The 15,844-nt window shown below is 64.6% G+C and carries 17 protein-coding genes; 11 read left to right on the plus strand and 6 right to left on the minus strand.

From position 1 onward, the window contains the following. The first annotated feature begins 66 nt into the window (after positions 1–66). From MO486_RS01300 to MO486_RS01310, 3 genes are all read left to right on the plus strand, one after another. Positions 67–621 (plus strand): YaeQ family protein, encoded by a 555-nt coding sequence (locus MO486_RS01300; RefSeq protein ID WP_242903960.1) that lies wholly within the window; start codon positions 67–69, stop codon positions 619–621. A gap of 15 nt (positions 622–636) precedes the next feature. Further along, positions 637–1,821 carry an NAD(P)/FAD-dependent oxidoreductase gene (locus MO486_RS01305; protein ID WP_345779189.1) on the plus strand — a complete coding sequence of 395 codons (1,185 nt, stop codon included), beginning with the start codon at positions 637–639 and terminating at the stop codon, positions 1,819–1,821. A 75-nt stretch (positions 1,822–1,896) separates the two neighbouring features. Next, positions 1,897–2,814 carry an amidohydrolase family protein gene (locus tag MO486_RS01310; RefSeq protein WP_242903963.1) on the plus strand — a complete coding sequence of 306 codons (918 nt, stop codon included), beginning with the start codon at positions 1,897–1,899 and terminating at the stop codon, positions 2,812–2,814. Between the two features lie 7 nt (positions 2,815–2,821). Here MO486_RS01310 and MO486_RS01315 read toward each other — a convergent pair whose 3' ends face one another. Both MO486_RS01315 and MO486_RS01320 read right to left on the minus strand, forming a co-directional pair. Beyond that, positions 2,822–2,974: a hypothetical protein gene (locus tag MO486_RS01315; protein ID WP_242903965.1), complete on the minus strand. Its 153-nt coding sequence runs from the start codon at positions 2,972–2,974 to the stop codon at positions 2,822–2,824. Positions 2,975–3,004: 30 nt separating this feature from the next. Further along, positions 3,005–3,751: a sulfurtransferase gene (locus MO486_RS01320; protein WP_242903967.1), complete on the minus strand. Its 747-nt coding sequence runs from the start codon at positions 3,749–3,751 to the stop codon at positions 3,005–3,007. 106 nt (positions 3,752–3,857) lie between these two features. Between MO486_RS01320 and MO486_RS01325 the strand changes: the two genes are divergently transcribed. From MO486_RS01325 to MO486_RS01340, 4 genes are all read left to right on the plus strand, one after another. Beyond that, complete coding sequence (locus MO486_RS01325) at positions 3,858–5,045, plus strand: serine hydrolase domain-containing protein (RefSeq protein WP_242903969.1); 1,188 nt, start codon at positions 3,858–3,860, stop codon at positions 5,043–5,045. A gap of 110 nt (positions 5,046–5,155) precedes the next feature. Next, positions 5,156–5,530: a metalloregulator ArsR/SmtB family transcription factor gene (locus MO486_RS01330; RefSeq protein ID WP_242903971.1), complete on the plus strand. Its 375-nt coding sequence runs from the start codon at positions 5,156–5,158 to the stop codon at positions 5,528–5,530. Continuing rightward, a complete protein-coding gene (locus MO486_RS01335) occupies positions 5,527–6,078 on the plus strand; it encodes an SRPBCC family protein (protein ID WP_242903974.1) in 552 nt (183 codons plus the stop codon). The genes MO486_RS01330 and MO486_RS01335 overlap by 4 nt, the downstream gene beginning before the upstream one ends. A 50-nt stretch (positions 6,079–6,128) precedes the next feature. After that, positions 6,129–6,476: a GFA family protein gene (locus MO486_RS01340; protein WP_242903976.1), complete on the plus strand. Its 348-nt coding sequence runs from the start codon at positions 6,129–6,131 to the stop codon at positions 6,474–6,476. Positions 6,477–6,497: 21 nt separating this feature from the next. Here the strand turns inward: MO486_RS01340 and MO486_RS01345 are convergent, their stop codons facing one another. Further along, entirely contained in the window at positions 6,498–7,274 is a 777-nt protein-coding gene (locus tag MO486_RS01345; RefSeq protein WP_242903979.1) for an arginine deiminase-related protein, read from the minus strand. 17 nt (positions 7,275–7,291) lie between these two features. Continuing rightward, positions 7,292–8,764: a hypothetical protein gene (locus MO486_RS01350; RefSeq protein WP_242903981.1), complete on the minus strand. Its 1,473-nt coding sequence runs from the start codon at positions 8,762–8,764 to the stop codon at positions 7,292–7,294. A gap of 104 nt (positions 8,765–8,868) precedes the next feature. On the opposite strand from MO486_RS01350, the gene MO486_RS01355 reads away from it, so the two are divergent. The 4 genes from MO486_RS01355 to MO486_RS01370 all read left to right on the plus strand — a co-directional run bounded on the left by MO486_RS01355 (position 8,869) and on the right by MO486_RS01370 (position 14,563). Next, positions 8,869–10,140, plus strand: a complete 1,272-nt coding sequence (locus MO486_RS01355; RefSeq protein ID WP_242903983.1) for a TIGR03862 family flavoprotein — start codon at positions 8,869–8,871, stop codon at positions 10,138–10,140. 136 nt (positions 10,141–10,276) lie between these two features. Further along, positions 10,277–10,852, plus strand: a complete 576-nt coding sequence (locus MO486_RS01360; protein ID WP_242903985.1) for a hypothetical protein — start codon at positions 10,277–10,279, stop codon at positions 10,850–10,852. A gap of 461 nt (positions 10,853–11,313) precedes the next feature. Continuing rightward, positions 11,314–13,080: a DUF1800 domain-containing protein gene (locus MO486_RS01365; RefSeq protein ID WP_242903987.1), complete on the plus strand. Its 1,767-nt coding sequence runs from the start codon at positions 11,314–11,316 to the stop codon at positions 13,078–13,080. A 10-nt stretch (positions 13,081–13,090) separates the two neighbouring features. Continuing rightward, a complete protein-coding gene (locus tag MO486_RS01370; protein ID WP_242903989.1) occupies positions 13,091–14,563 on the plus strand; it encodes a DUF1501 domain-containing protein in 1,473 nt (490 codons plus the stop codon). A gap of 90 nt (positions 14,564–14,653) precedes the next feature. On the opposite strand, the gene MO486_RS01375 is transcribed toward MO486_RS01370, so the two are convergent. Beyond that, positions 14,654–14,863, minus strand: coding sequence for a hypothetical protein (locus MO486_RS01375; protein ID WP_242903991.1), 210 nt, complete (start codon positions 14,861–14,863; stop codon positions 14,654–14,656). A gap of 55 nt (positions 14,864–14,918) precedes the next feature. Then, on the minus strand, positions 14,919–15,758 hold the full coding sequence (locus tag MO486_RS01380; RefSeq protein ID WP_242903993.1) for a hypothetical protein: 840 nt from the start codon (positions 15,756–15,758) through the stop codon (positions 14,919–14,921). Between the last annotated feature and the right edge of the window lie 86 nt (positions 15,759–15,844).

Genomic DNA, 15,844 nt, shown 5'->3' on the forward strand with positions numbered 1-15,844 from the left:
TGGCATGAATGCCGCACCCGGGAGGTTGGCCGCCTACAATGTGTGCCGTTTCGACCAGGCACCACCATGGCGCTCAAGGCCACCGTCTACAAAGCCGAGCTGCAGATCAGCGACATGGACCGTCACTACTACGCGACCCATGCCCTGACCCTGGCCCAACACCCCTCCGAAACCGACGAGCGCCTGATGGTGCGCCTGTTGGCCTTCGCGCTGCACGCCGACGAGCGGCTGGAATTCGGCAAGGGCCTGAGCGAAGACGACGAACCCGACCTCTGGCGTCGCGACTACACCGGCGAGATCGAGCAATGGATCGAACTCGGCCAACCCGACGAAGCGCGCATCCGCAAAGCCTGCGGACGTGCCCGACAGGTGGTCGTGATGAACTACGGCGGCCGGAGTTCCGATATCTGGTGGGAGAAGATCGGCGCATCGCTCGCGCGCAACGCCAACCTCACCGTGTTCGATATCGCACCCTCCACTGTCGAAGCACTGGCGGCGATGGCCGAACGCACCATGCGCCTGACCTGCATGATCCAGGACGGCGAGCTGCAGCTGATCAGCGAATCCGCGACGATCGCGTTGACACCAGCCACGCGCATGGCGTCCAGCGCACAGGCATGATGCTGTAGGTGTGACGTGGCGGAAGCTTTCGACGTCCTGATCATCGGCGGCGGCGCAGCCGGCCTGATGTGCGCGATCACCGCCGGCCAACGCGGCAAGCGCGTGATGGTGGTCGAACATGCCAACCGCGTCGGCAAGAAGATCCTGATGTCGGGCGGCGGACGCTGCAATTTCACCAACACCGGCACGACGCCGGCGAACTATCTTTCCGCGAACCCGCACTTCTGCAAATCGGCGCTCGCACGCTATACGCCGTGGGACTTCATCGCCATGGTCGAGCGCCACGGCATCGCCTACCACGAGAAGGAACTGGGGCAGCTGTTCTGCGACGAGTCGTCGAAGCTGATCGTGAAGATGTTGCTGGACGAATGCGCCGCAGCCGGCGTGCGAGTCGAAACTTCGTGCAGCATCGAACGTGTGTTGCATGGCGAGTCAAGTGAATTCCGCTTGCACACAACAAGGGGCGAGTTCAGCGCACCCGCACTGGTCATCGCCAGCGGCGGCCTGTCGATCCCGAGCATGGGCGCCAGCGGTTTTGGTTACGAGCTCGCACGTCAGTTTGGGCACACGGTGTTGCCCATCCGCGCCGGGCTGGTCCCGCTGACGCTGAGCGGCAAACACCAGGAACGCCTGCAGGATCTCAGCGGCGTTGCGTTCCCGGTGGAGGCCAGCTGCAACGATCAATCGTTCCACAATTACATGCTGATCACCCACCGTGGCATCAGCGGACCGGCGATCCTGCAAATCTCGTCGTACCGGCAGCCAGGCGAGGAACTGCGCCTGGACTTGCTGCCCGGCATGGATGCGCTCGCAACGCTCAAGCAGTTGCAAGCCGACCGCCCGGCCGCGGAGCTGAAGACCGTACTCGGCGAACTGCTGCCAAAACGCTTTGCGCAGCGCTTGTGCGAGGTGTGGCTGCCGAATCGACCCATGCGCCAGTTCAATGATCCGCAACTGCGCGAGATCACGGACGTCCTGGCCAATTGGCCGTTGATCGCCAGCGGCACCGAAGGCTATCGCACCGCGGAAGTGACACTGGGCGGCGTCGATACCGATGAGTTGTCATCGACGACGATGCAATCGCGGCGCGTACCGGGCCTGTACTTCATCGGCGAAGTCGTCGACGTCACCGGCTGGCTCGGCGGCTACAACTTCCAGTGGGCGTGGGCGTCTGGCCATGCCGCTGGCATCGCAATCTAGAATCGAAGCAACTGCGGTGGCCGCAATCCCGCGCTACTGGCGTTAACCGGAAAGATTCTTCCCCGGCCCACGCTCATGCCGAAGACTTTCGTTGTCCTGTTGCTTGCGCTGCTGTTCATGGCGCCCGCCATGGCCGAGCGCTACACCGGCCCGATCATCGACGTGCACCTGCACGCCGGCAAAGCCGCGCCAGGCGCCATCAACCCGGCCACCGGCAAGCCGACCACGGCGAACACCGATGCCGAACGGCAATCGCTCACGCTCGAACACATGCAACGCCATCGCATCGTGCTCGGGTTGGTCAGCGGCCCCATGGATGCCATGGCGCGCATGCGTGCCGCAGCGCCGGACCGCATCTGGGCCGGCGCCATGCTCGACGACTACGGCCACCCGCTTCCACCGATCGCTGACCTGCGCCAGGCGTACGCGTCCGGCGAGTTGCACGTGCTCGGCGAGATCGGTGCGCAATACAACGGCCTGAATCCCAGCGATCCCTGGTTCGAGCCTTACCTCGCCCTGGCGGAGGAACTCGACATCCCGGTCGGCATCCACACCGGACTCGGTCCACCTGCGTCGCCTTATGGCTGCTGCCCGAAGTTCAGCGTGGCGCTGGGCAATCCCATCCTGCTCGAACCGATGCTCAAGCGTCATCCGAAACTGCGTGTGTGGCTGATGCACGCCGGCTGGCCCTACCTGCAGGAAACCAAGGCCATCCTCTACATGTACCCGCAGGTGCATGTCGACCTCGCGGTGATCAACTGGATCTTTCCGCGCGAGGAATTCCACGATTACTTGCGTGCGCTGGTTACTGCCGGGTTCGGCGATCGCCTGATGTTCGGTTCGGACCAGATGGTCTGGCCGGAATCGATCCCGCTGGCGATCGAAGGCATCGACAGCGCCGAGTTCCTGAGCGATGCGCAGAAGCGCGCGATCTTCTACGACAACGCGGCACGTTTCCTGCGCGTCGATCCGCAGGCAGACGCGGCCAAGTAGCAGCGGCCTAGAACAGCTGTGGCAAGCCCAGGTACGGCGCCAGGAACCAGTACGCGCCAAACAGCACCAGCCCCCACATCGCCAGCTTCAGCACGAAGCCAACGACCTTCAGCGCCAGATAGACGCCGATCACCACCAGGACGATGCCCAACCAGCTCATGCGCGCGCTCCTTGTTGAAGTGCGTCGAGCTTAGGCGACGGCGACGCGATCGGCCAGCGGTTTGAGCTCCGGATCCAGCGCAACACGTTCGTCGAACACGAAGCAGCGCCCCTCGTAACCGAAGCCACCGACCTGTTCGAAGTAGCCGAGGATGCCGCCATCGAGCTGCAGCACGTTGTCCATGCCGTCTGCCTGCAGCCACAACGCGGCCTTCTCGCAGCGGATGCCGCCGGTGCAGAAACTGACCACGGTGGCATCGGCCAGCGCCGTGCGGTGTGGCGTGAGCGCTTCGGGCAGATCGGTGAAGTTGTCGATCGGCAGCGTGAGCGCATTGGCGAAGGTGCCGTAACCGACCTCCTCGCGGTTGCGCGTATCCAGCAGCACCAGCCGGCGGCCGTCGTCGTCGTGGCCCTGCGCGATCCAGCGCGCGAGGACATCCGGCGCTACTGCCGGCGCACGTCGTTCGAGTGGCGCGGTGCCTTCGCGACGGAACGCGATGATCTCGCGCTTGCGCTTCACCTTGAGGCGCGCGAAGGGTTGCGCCTGGCTGCGGCTTTCCTTGACGACCAGATCGGAGAAGCGGGGATCGGCGCGCAACTGGTCGAGAAAGATGCGGATCGCACTCTCGACGCCGGCCAGAAACAGGTTGATCCCCTCCTCCGCCACCAGCACGGTGCCACGCAGTTCACCGGCCTCGGCCCGCGCACGCAGTTCCGTGGCCAGCGCTTCCGGATCGTCGATCGCGGTGAAGTGGTAGGCGGCGATATTCAGGATCATCTGCGCATTTTACCGCTGAGCGCGACCGAACCCGCGGGCCAGTGCGACCGTATTGCCAGCCCGCGCATCCATGGCCAGGAGCCTTCCACCTTGCCGCGGAGTCCGCATGTCATCCCGATCTCTCCTCGTTGCATCATTTGCCCTCGCCATCACCGCTGTCCTTGGCATTGCGACGCCGCTAGCGGCGCAGACGCCACAGCCAGCCATCACCACGCCCGCGAAGATCGACGCCCTAGCGTTGCGCACGGCGCTCGACCGAGCGGTGCACAAGGCGGGTGACGCTGGCTTCTCCGGGGTGGTGCTGGTCGCCGAACGCGGCAAGATCCTGTTCGAGGCCGCGATTGGCCAGGCAGACCGCAACCGCAACCTCGCCAACACGCTCGACACGCGTTTCAACCTCGCCTCCACCGGCAAGCTGTTCACCACCGTGGCGATTCTGCAACTGGTCGAACGGGGCAAGTTGGCGCTGGATGCACCGCTCGGTCGTTATCTGCCCGACTGGCCGCAGCCACAGGTGCGCGAAGCAACGGTGCGGCAGCTGCTGACCCACACCTCAGGACTCGGTAGCTACTTCGGCCTGCCGGAATTCGCGAATGGGCGCGAACAGCTACGCAGCGTTGCCGACCACCTGCCGATGATCGCGACGCAAGTGCCGGTGTTCGCGCCCGGCAGCGACTGGGCGTATAGCAACGCCGGCTTCATGCTGCTAGGGCGGCTGGTCGAGATCGCCTCGGGCGAGGACTACTACGACTACATCCGCCGGCATGTGTTCGCTCCCGCCGGCATGCGCGACAGCGGCTACTACGACGTGGAAGGCAAGGCCGCGGGGGTAGCGGTCGGCTACCTCGCCAGCAGCGGCTTCGAGGACAACACATCACAACGCGAATGGCGCGGCGGCCCCGCCGGTGGCGGCTACGCCACTGCACGCGACCTGCTCAAGTTCCAGCAGGCGCTGGCACGTCACAAATTGTTGCGCGCGGAGGCAACCAAGCAGTTGCTGACCCCGATCGCGCTGCCTGGCGAAGGCGGACGCCGCAACCACGGCCTCGGGCCGATCGTCATGCCGGTCGGCAACGACATCGCCTACGCGCATCCCGGTGGCGGACCGGGCATGGCCGCGCAGTTCTGGGCAACGCGCGATCGCGAGACAGTGGTCGTCGTGCTCGGAAACACCGCCGGTCCGCCAGGTCCAGGCCAAGGCTCACCAACGATGGCGCTCAGTTTCGCGATATTCGAAGCGGTGGCTGCTGCGGGCGGTCCACGCCTTGGCGGAGCCATGCGCCCCCGCACCTGACCCTATCGAAAACGACTGCGACAACGGCCGTTGCGGCCTCGTCTCACTGACATCTTTTTAATTTTACCTATTGGTTGACAATAAGTTGGGGCGCGCATATATTCAACCTCATGGTAAACAATCAATCGCAACGACTGGACGACATCTTCAGTGCGCTCTCCGACCGCACCCGCCGCGACATGCTGCGCAGCCTCGCGGCAGGCGAACGCAGCGTCGGTGAACTCGCTGCGCCGTTCGACATGACGCTGGCAGCGGCGTCCAAGCACATCAAGGTGCTGGAACACGCCGGTTTGGTCCGGCGCACGGTTCAGGGACGCACGCACTTGTGCCGCCTCGAAGCCCAGCCGCTGCACACTGGCCTGGAGTGGCTGCGCTACTACGAGAAGTTCTGGAACCAGCGCCTCGATGCCCTCGACGCCGCACTGCGCGCCGAAGACCGGATCACCGCAGCACCCGCGCCCAAACAGAAAAGGAAACCGCGATGAACCAGACGCTCGCCTTCAACGAAGACTTCGGCCGCGTCCTCACGCCCGATACCGTGCAGATCAAGCGTGTCCTCCCCGGCCCAATCGAGCGCGTCTGGGCGTACCTCACCGAATCCGACAAGCGCGGCCAGTGGCTCGCGACCGGCGACATGGACCTGCGCGTCGGCGGCGAATTCGAACTCACCTGGCACCACAGCGATCTGTCGCCGGACAAGCAGCCCGCCCCTGAGCGCTACAAGCGCCACGAAGGCCACTCCATGCGTGGCCGCATCACCCGCTACGAACCGCCGCGCGTACTCGCCTACACCTGGGGCGAAACCGGCAGCTCCGAAGTCACGTTCGAACTGACGCCGCAAGGCAACGACGTGCTGCTGGTGCTGACGCACAGCCATCTCCCCACGCGCGGCGACGTGCGCGGCGTCTCCGGCGGCTGGCATTCGCACCTTCGCGTCCTGATCGACCGCCTCAACGATCGCGTGCCCGAATCGTTCTGGAAAACACATGAACAAGTCGAGCAGGAATATGCGCGGCTGATTCCCGGCGACTGACCGGAACACCCAGTTTTCGACTCGAGACCATACTCAAGGAGAGTGATGCCATGAAATACAAAGGAAGCTGCCATTGCGGGCAGGTCGCCTTCGAAGTCGAAGGAGAGATCGATAGCGCGCTGTCATGCAACTGCTCGATCTGCTCGCGCAAGGGCTCATTGCTTTGGTTTGTGCCCAGGGAGAACCTGACCTTGCTCGGACCCGAAGACGCTGCCAGCACGTACACATTCAACAAGCACGTCATCCAACACCACTTCTGTCCAACTTGTGGCATCCATCCGTATGGCGAGGGGATCGACCCCAAGGGCAACCGCGTGGCGGCCATCAACCTTCGCTGTGTCGAGGGCATCGACCTCGCAGCCATTCCGGTACATCACTTCGATGGCCGGGCCTTGTGAGGCGGAGCCTGCCGGCACCCGCTATCGCAACGCGTTCTCGCGGAACACCAGACTGCAGCAGGTCGTCGCACCCTCGGCCTTTTGCAGTTCCGACAAGTCGACGGCGGTGACTGCGATGCCCGCGGCCTCCAGTCGTTGCCGCGTATGCGGGAAGCACGCGGGATAAATCACGCCGGCGCCGATACGCAGGGCGTTGGCGGCGTGCTCCTCGGCGGGATCGACTTCGATCAGCTTGTAGTCGGCAAACACTGCGGGGTCGACCCACGCCGGTTGCACCAACAAGGTGTCGTCGGCGACTTGGGTCACTGCCGATTTCAGATGCAGGCAGCCGCGAGTCGGCACGGCCTGCACGGTGTAGCCGTAACCGGATAGCAATTCGCGCAGTTGTTCGATCGCCGCGGCGTTGCTGCGGGCGGACTGACCGACATAGACGGTGCGATCGACGCGTAACACGTCGCCACCATCGAGCGTACCCGGCGCATCTATTGCGCGCAGCGGCCGGTATTCGGCAAGCACGTCCGCTACCGAAGCGCCTTCCACGCGCCGCGATTCCGCGCCAGGACGGGTCATGATCGCCACCTCGTCGAACACCAGGGCCACATCCTCGACGAACACGGCATCCGGCATCGCGTCCTGCGCCGGCAGCGACAGCACCCGGCAGCCGAGCGCTTCCAACGCTTGCCGATAGGCGTGGTGCTGCCTGGCGGCAAGTCCGATATCGATCTCCGTGCGCGGCACGAAGGAGAGCTCGCAGCCACCGAGGCTGCCGCTGACATCACGGGTAATGGCGATCCACATACTCCGCAGTGTAAGGGTCAGGGCTGCGTTGGTGCGAAGATCGCGGCGAAGCGCGCGCGCTGCTGCTCCGTGGCATTTGGCTCGCGGCTGATGAACATCTCCTCGACGAAGCTGTCCATGCGCAGCCCCAGCGCGGCGTAGCTCGGGCGGATGTCTAAGTAGTCGCCGCTTTCCACGGCGCCCGCCAGGAACGACGCGAAGTCGTGTCCGATCAGGCGTTGCGCGGTCCATGCGATGTCATCGAGCGTGTAGCGCTTGCCGGGCTGACCGAACTCGGCATACAGCGCGCGTAGCAGTTGCGGCAGGCCGACCGCGTCGTCACTACGCAAGCGCAATTCCACATCCAGCGCCAAAGCGGCGAGGCTGCCGCCGCCGTACACGAGCTGGCGGTTGGGTTGTTTGTCCTTGCCGGCCTCGCGCACGCTCATGCCCAGGCCCTGCACCATGCGCGCGATCAGGTAGCGGCGCGGCACGTTTTCCAGGCGCTTGAGCAGCAGGGTTTCGTCGATCAGGCCGTTCTGCGCCAACGTGGCGATCGTGAGGTAGTCGGTCGCCCCTTCCTTGAACCATTCCTCGCGATGATCGGCTGGCACCAGCGACAGCCCGTTCCAGAAGTGCAGCAGCTCGTGCGCCATCACGTAACCCCAGATCACCCGGTTGCGCGCATCGGCATCGCCCTGGATGAACTGGCTGAAGCTGCTGGCGAAAGCGCCGCCATCGCCGCTGGCATGTTCGTTGATGATGATCAGGTAACGCCTCGACAACGGCTTGCCACCGAACAATGCTGCATAACTGGCAAGTTGCGTGCGCAGCAGGTCGACGAACAGCTGTTTGTTCGCGACATAGCGCTTGCCCAGCACCAATGTCATCTCGACGCCACCGACATCGAAGGTTTCGGCCGCAGCGGTACCGAGGAACAATGCATTGCTGAGCAGCTCGCGGCGCGAGGCGACGCTGAAACGCCTACCCTCGCCCACCGGTGTCCACGGTGTGCGCGCCTGCCAATCCTCGGGCAGCTCGAACTCGACCGTGATCGGCCCCTGCATCGCATCGCCGCCATCGGCGAAGAACAAGGTAGCGCCAGTGATCATCAGGCCTTCGTCGGTGTGATAGGCGACCTCCTCCATCCCTGCAGGCCAAGGGTGGCGATCGTGTTCGAGACGAACCGAATAACGCAGGCGAACGCGCTGCCCACCCTGCACCTGGTAATCGCCGCCACCCAGTTTTTTCAGCACCAGCGGGCGACCAGCGAGATCGGTGATCTGCAGACCTTCGATCAGATCGGCTTGGCCATCTGGCAATCCCGGCACCGTCATGACGTTGAACATCGACAGCATGTCTCCGCCGAGCCAGAGATCGGCTTCGACCTCGGCACGGATGGCCTGGTCGTCGATGCGCACGCGATAGTGGTTGGGCTGGCCGTCCCACGGGGTCGCAGCAAGCGCGGACAGCGGTATCAGCAACAACAGGAGCAGGAGCAGGCGACGCATGAGGCATTCCGTTTCGGCGGGCAGTGCTGCCTGGGATACGTGGATGGCCGGATTGGTTGCGGCGCTCGGCTCCGCGGCATGAAATCATGTGCTTCCTTTGTCCTATGGCTTCCGAAGTGCAGTCCAGTCCCGGTCTGGTGGTGATAGGTGGCGGCCCGGCCGGCCTGATGGCCGCCGAAGTCGCGCGCGCAGCGGGCATCGAAGTCGATGTGTATGAGGCGAAGGGCTCGGTGGGACGCAAGTTCCTGATCGCAGGCAAGGGCGGGCTCAACCTCACCCATTCCGAGCCACGTCCGTTGTTCGATGCTCGTTACGGCGCGCGCAGCCGCGAAGTCGGCGCCTGGCTCGATGATTTCGATGCCGATGCGTTGCGCGAATGGGCGCAAGGCTTCGGCATCGAGACTTATGTCGGCACGTCCGGCCGCATCTTCCCGATGGACCGCAAGGCCGCGCCATTGCTGCGCGGCTGGGTGCGGCGATTGCGCGAGGACGGCGTGCGCTTCCACGTGCAGCACCGCTGGCTGGGTTGGGATGGCGATGGCGCATTGCGTTTCGCAACACCCGAAGGCGAGCATCGCGTACGTGCGCGCGCGGTCGTGCTCGCGCTCGGTGGCGGCAGCTGGCCAGAACTCGGTTCCGACGGCGCGTGGCAGGCCGTGTTGAGCGAGCGCGGCATCGACATTGCGCCATTGCGGCCTTCCAACTGCGGCTTCGACATCGGCTGGAGCGAGCATTTCTCCAGTCGGCATGCCGGTGCACCGCTGAAACCCGTGATCGCGCACTGGCACGATGCCAAAGGCGTCGAGCACGCACTGCAAGGCGAATGCGTCGTCACCGCGACGGGCATCGAAGGCAGCTTGATCTACGCACTATCGGCCACGTTGCGCGACAACATCACCCGGCACGGCCATGCGACATTGCACCTCGACCTCGCGCCGGGTCGTACGTTCGAACGCCTGCGCAACGACCTCGCCAAACCGCGCAACGGTCGCAGCCTCAGCGAACACCTGCGTCGCCAGGCCGGCATCGAAGGCGCGAAAGCCGCGTTGGTGTACGAAACGCTCGACAAGGAGCAGCTGCAAGACATGGAGCTCGTCGCGCAGACGATCAAGCGCCTGCCGCTCGTATTGAAGCGCCCTCGCCCGCTCGTTGAAGCAATCAGCAGCGCCGGCGGCGTGCGCCTTGAAGCGACGAACGACACGCTGATGCTCGCTGCCATGCCCGGCGTGTTCTGCGCCGGCGAAATGCTCGATTGGGAAGCTCCGACTGGCGGTTACCTGCTCACCGCGTGCTACGCCAGCGGTCGCCGCGCAGGACTGGGGGCGGTGCAATGGCTGACCAAGCACCGCCCTCCCGGGTCAATGAGCGTTCTGTAACACGCACTTGCCAGGCGCGCGTTTCCGACCAGCGGCTGTCCGCCCGCCACACAGGCACACGTTTCTCTCTCCGCGGATTCCGGCACTACGTTGGAATCCGTACCCCACGGGACCTCTGCCCCCCGGAGAAACGTCCATGAAACTCACGCGTCCTTTCACTATCGTTGCCTTGGCAGGCATCTGCGCCATCGCCGCATTCAGCCAGGACACCCGCGCGCAAGATGCGAACGAGGCGTCCAAGATCAAGAAGGGCTATTCCATTGCTCCCGTGCCCTTGAATCTCGCTGGCAAGAACATCGGCCTTGTCGGCTTGGGTAGCTACATCGTCAATGCCCAGGGCGGGTGCTCGGATTGCCACACCAATCCGCCCTTCGTCGCGGGAGGCGATCCCTTCCTCGGGGAACCGACAGTCATCAACCAGGCGGGTTACCTGGGCGGTGGTACTGCGTTCGGACCCTTCGTATCGCGCAACCTGACTCCGAACCGCTTCGGGCGGCCTGCGAATCTCTCGTTGGACGAATTCCTGTTCGTCATGACTACCGGCACCGACGTCAAGGGAATACCGCCCTTTGTGCCTTCAGTCGAAGGTGACCTGCTACAGGTCATGCCCTGGCCGGTGTACCGCCACATGACCGAGCGCGACAAGCGCGCCATCTACGAGTACCTGCGCGCAATCCCATGCGTCGGCAGCGCGCAGCGCTGCGGCACATAGTCAGCCTGGCGAAGGCATCGCGGGATGCCTTCGCCGTCCCACCCGGTGATCGCGCACTGGAGCGACGCCAGTGGCGTGGAGCATGCACTGCAGGGCGAATACGTCGTCACCGGACCGGCATCGAAGGCGGTCTGATCAATGCACCACGACTGCTCCTCGACCTCGCGCCGGGCCATGCTCGAACGCTGCGTCGACCTCGCCAATCCGCGCAACGGCCGCTGCCCTCGTCGCGCAAACCATCAAGCGGCGCCTCTCGCATTGAAGCGCCCACTCGCCGAAGCGATCAGAAGCACCAGGGGCGTGCACCTCGAAGCGACGAACGACTCGTTGATGCTCGCTGAACTGCAGCACATATCTTCATTCGTTCCCCTGTCATGAAATGCGTAGGCGCTGCGTGACCAACGTCACGCCATGCGGTCGTTTTCGCACCTACGCTCGCGTTTACGCAGAGGGAACCTCGCATGGACCAATCGAGCATCGGCGCCGCGCGCGCCGCGATCCAGAGCCAGTGGGCGCAACGCTATGGCACGGCATGGGCGACATCGCTGACCAGGCGCGCCAAGACTGCTGCCTTGGGCACTGCGGCCGCGACCTCGGGCAGTGGCATGACCAAAAGTGGCCCACAACCGGCAGCGCTGCTCACGCTGCCGGTGCCGCCACTCGCGGTGCGGGTACTCGGCAACATGGCCTACGGCCCGACTGCGGCCAGCCTGGCCGAGTTCAATGCACTCGGCACCAATGATGACGACCGCTTCGCCAACTTCATCGAATGGCAGCTCGACTGGTCGGCCATCGACGACAGCGCAGTCGAAGCCCGGCTGGCGGCAGCCGGTTACACCACCCTCGGCAAGAGCCTGCAACAGTTGTGGGCCGACCATGTACTCAATGATCCGGCGTGGGACGTGCGGATGCGCCCGGCACGCGAGATCGAACGTGCGTCGCTGGTGCGCGCCGTACATTCGCGGCGGCAGTTGCGCGAGGTCGTGGTCAGTTTCTGGCACGACCATTTCAACGTGGCCGCAGGAGGCAGCGATGTCGGCCCGGTCTACGTGCATTTCGACCGCGATGTGCTGCGCGCCAATGCCTTCGGCAACTTCCGCACGATGCTCGAGTCGGTCGCGAGGAGCACCGCGATGCTCTATTACCTCGACAACGCCTCGAACACGCGTGCCGGACCGAACGAAAACTACGCGCGGGAACTGCTGGAGCTGCATACGTTCGGTGCGGAGAACTACTTCGGCTTCATGGATCCATTCGACGTGCCGCCGGCGCCGGAAGACCCGGACTATCCGGCCGGTTACACCGATATCGATGTCTATGAGACTGCCTCTGCCTTCACCGGCTGGTCGATCAAGGACGGCCACTGGGAATTCCCCACCGAAGACGACGGCACCTTCGCCTATCGATCGACCTGGCATGACGCCGGCCCGAAGTTCCTGCTCGGCATGCTGCTGTATCCGGAGCAGCCCGCCCTCAAGGATGGCCGCGACGTGCTCGATCGCCTGGCCAGTCATCCGCGCGTGGCGAAGTTCATCTGCAAGAAGCTGATTCGCCGTTTCATCAGCGACAAGCCGCGTCAGGGCCTGATCGACAGTGCCGCGGCGGTGTTCCGCCAACACTGGCAGAGCGCGGACCAGATCGAGCGCGTACTCCGCCACATCCTGCTGTCGGACGACTTCCGCTACACCTGGGGACACAAGCAGCGTCGGCCATTCGAAGCGGTGGCGGCGGCGATGCGCGGACTCGGCAGCGACTTCACCCCGAAAGCGGGCGATCCCCAGAGCGACGAATTCATGTGGCGCATGGGTTTCACCGGGCATGCGCCCTATGCGTGGCCGGCCCCGAACGGCTACCCGGACACGAGCGCCGCATGGTCCGGTTCCAACAGCCTGGCGATGAGTTGGAAGCTGCTCGGCTGGCTGACGGAGACCAGCGACAACGGCGTGCCGCTGGCGCCGATCCTCGCGACCACGCGCACGCACGTAGCGACCTGGACAGCGCGCAACCTCACCGAATTCTGGTGCATCCGCCTGCTCGGCTACCTGCCTGAAGCGACGCGGCTGCAAACCCTGATCGCGTTCATGGCGCAGAACGGCGACCCGAACAGCTACGTGATCACCGACACCAACACCTGGTCCGGCAGCGATCTGAAGAAGCACTACAACCAGGAACGACTGTGCAGCCTGGTCTCGCTGGTGCTCATGTCGCCCGAATTCCTGGCGCGGTGAGGAGAATGGAATGAACGCACTGGAATTGTCGCGCCGCGAATTCCTCAAGGGCTGTGCTGCAAGCGCCGCGATCGGCGCTGTCGGCCCGGCCTTGCTGTTTTCGAATCCCGCCCACGCAGCGGCTAACACGCACGACACGATCGTGCATTTGTTCCTGCGCGGCGGCATCGATGGCCTCAACCTGGTCGTGCCCACTTCCGGCGTCGATCGCGGTCATTACGAGCAGGCACGACCCGACCTGATGATCGCTGCCAGCGGTACATACGGCGCACTGCCACTGACGCTGGGCGGCGGCAGCGGCACTGGCTTTGGCCTGCACCCGTCTGCGACCGGCCTGCGCGATTTGTGGGATGCGGGCCACCTGGCGATCGTGCATGCCTGCGGCCTCGCCTCCAGCGTGACCCGCAGCCATTTCGATGCGCAGTTGTCCATCGATCTCGGCACGCCGGGCCAACAAGGCATCGGCAGCGGCTGGATCACGCGTGCATGGAACACGCATCCCGGCGCGCTCGGCAGCGAGCTGTTGCCCGCACTCGGCGTCAGCGCGAACCAACCAGCGGGCCTGCTTGGCTCGACACAGGCGTTGTGCATGAGCAGTCCTGCGGATTTCGCGCTCAATGCAGGCCCATGGGCGTGGCAGAAGACGCGCACCGATTCACCTGCGGGGTTGCGCGGCGTCAACGAGACCCTCGCCAGCCTCTGGGGCGGCAGCACGGGGCTCGAATTCGCCGGTGCGCGCGCAGATCGTTCGCTGCGCATGATCGCGCAACAACCGTATGCCGCATTACCGGCGGCATGGCCGACCGGAACCTTCGCACAGCAGCTGTGGACGGTGGCGCAGTCGATCCGTTTCAACCTTGGCCTGCATTACGCGACGCTCGATCTCGGCGGCTGGGATACGCACGACGGCCAAGGCACTGCCGGCGCCGGCTGGAACTACTACCAGAACAAGATCGCCGAGTTGTCGTCGGCCCTGTATGCGTTCTTCAATGAACTCGCCGCCAGCGGACACATGGATCGCGTGACCGTGGTGGTGCAGTCCGAATTCGGGCGCCGCGTGCGGCAGAACGCCAACGGCGGCACCGACCACGGCTACGGCAACCCGATGCTGGTGCTCGGCGGACCGGTCAATGGTCGCCAGTTCTACGGCAGCTGGCCGGGACTGGATCCGGAAATCCTTTCGCCCTACTTCGGCGATCTGCCAGTGACCACCGATCACCGGCGCGTGTTGTCAGAATTGCTGATCCGTCGCATGGGCAACCCGAACCTGAGCGCGGTGTTCCCGGGCTACAGCGGCTATACACCGCTCGGGATCATGCAAGGCACCGACACAACGCCGCAGGTAGCGAGCCTTGTGGCAACGCCACTGACCACCACGACCACCAAGGCCAAACGCCGCACGAAAGTACGCGTGCAGCGCTACGCGTTCGACCCCTGGGGTTGGCTGCGCAGGCTGATTCGCGATTTCGAACGCATGTTCTGATTGGACATGTCCTGATTGGCATGTCCTGATTGGCATGTCCTGATTGGCATGTCCTGATCGAACATGTCCTGATCGAGGCGCGACCCGGCGTTACTGCTTCTTCGCTGCCTTGCCGGCCTTGTCCTTCTCGGCTTTCTCCCGCGCTTCCTTGTCGGCCTGGAATTCCCGGATATGCGGCAATTCGCGCAGCAGTTTCGAATGCGGATCCAACGTGTAGGCAGCGCCGGCGGGCAGGTCGACATGCCCCTGCCCTTCGGCCATCTTCAAAGTCTTGTCGCAGCCGTTGACGCGTACTTCCACGGGCACCACCGCGCGGGACTGGGCGCGATCAAGTGGCTGTGCCTGCGCTGAGCGCTCAACGTTTCGCTGGCGCAGCGACCCACAGCCGTCCGGTTGCCAGGTCCAGTGTCACCACCTTGTCCTTGAGGAACGGCATACCGATGTTGCCGTCGAGGATCATCTTGCCCGGTGCGAACCCCATGTCGGCATGCACGCGGACGTCGGGCGACAGCGCGAAATCCACCGGCTGCGGACCATCGAGTTCCGGATCCAAGCCCAGCAGTCGCGCATAAGGCCCGGCCACGAGGACGGTACCGCCGTTACCGGAATCCAGTTCCATCCACAGCATGCCCTGCTTCGTGGGCACGCCCACCGAGGCCGCCAGCGCGCGGCCCTGCATCTCGCGGGAGAGCTTCATCGGCAGTTCGTGCGCGGTGCGCACGCGTTCGCGTGCACTGTCGGCCGACTCGACGATCAGCTGCCGGTTGGGGAAATCGATGGTGATCGTGCGCCCGGCGAACAGGTCCAGTGCGATCGAGCCTTCGACAGGTGCTGCATCCTTCGCCACAAGCGGCGCGACGTCGAAGACCGCGGTGACGGGTGCAGTGAACGGCTTGCCTTCGATGGTGAACGTGACGTTGTCGCAGCGCGGCGCATCGAGGCGATCACCCATCATCCTGTGGCCGCTCAACCGGCCCCACGGCTCGCAACCGAAGGCCTTGGCGAAGGTCGGGGACAGCAGCGTGAGGCCGCCTGCGGTGTCGAACGTGAAGAGACCCGCGTGCCCGTTCACCTCCGCGCGCAACGCGACTGTCTTGCGGTAAGGCTCCAGCTTGAACACAGCCTCGGGCGGTTGCGCGGCGAGACTGTTGCCGGCGAAAGCGAGCAGGAGCGCGGCGAGAACGGGGTAACGCATGGTGACCTCCGGGTGGGACAAATAGCGCGTGATGTTGCCCGGCAGACTGGACCGCCGGTGCCGCACTTAGTTCAGCGGGCCCGACC

Origin of the sequence: Lysobacter sp. CFH 32150, from assembly GCF_022758295.1 — a bacterium.
Classification (GTDB): domain Bacteria; phylum Pseudomonadota; class Gammaproteobacteria; order Xanthomonadales; family Xanthomonadaceae; genus CFH-32150.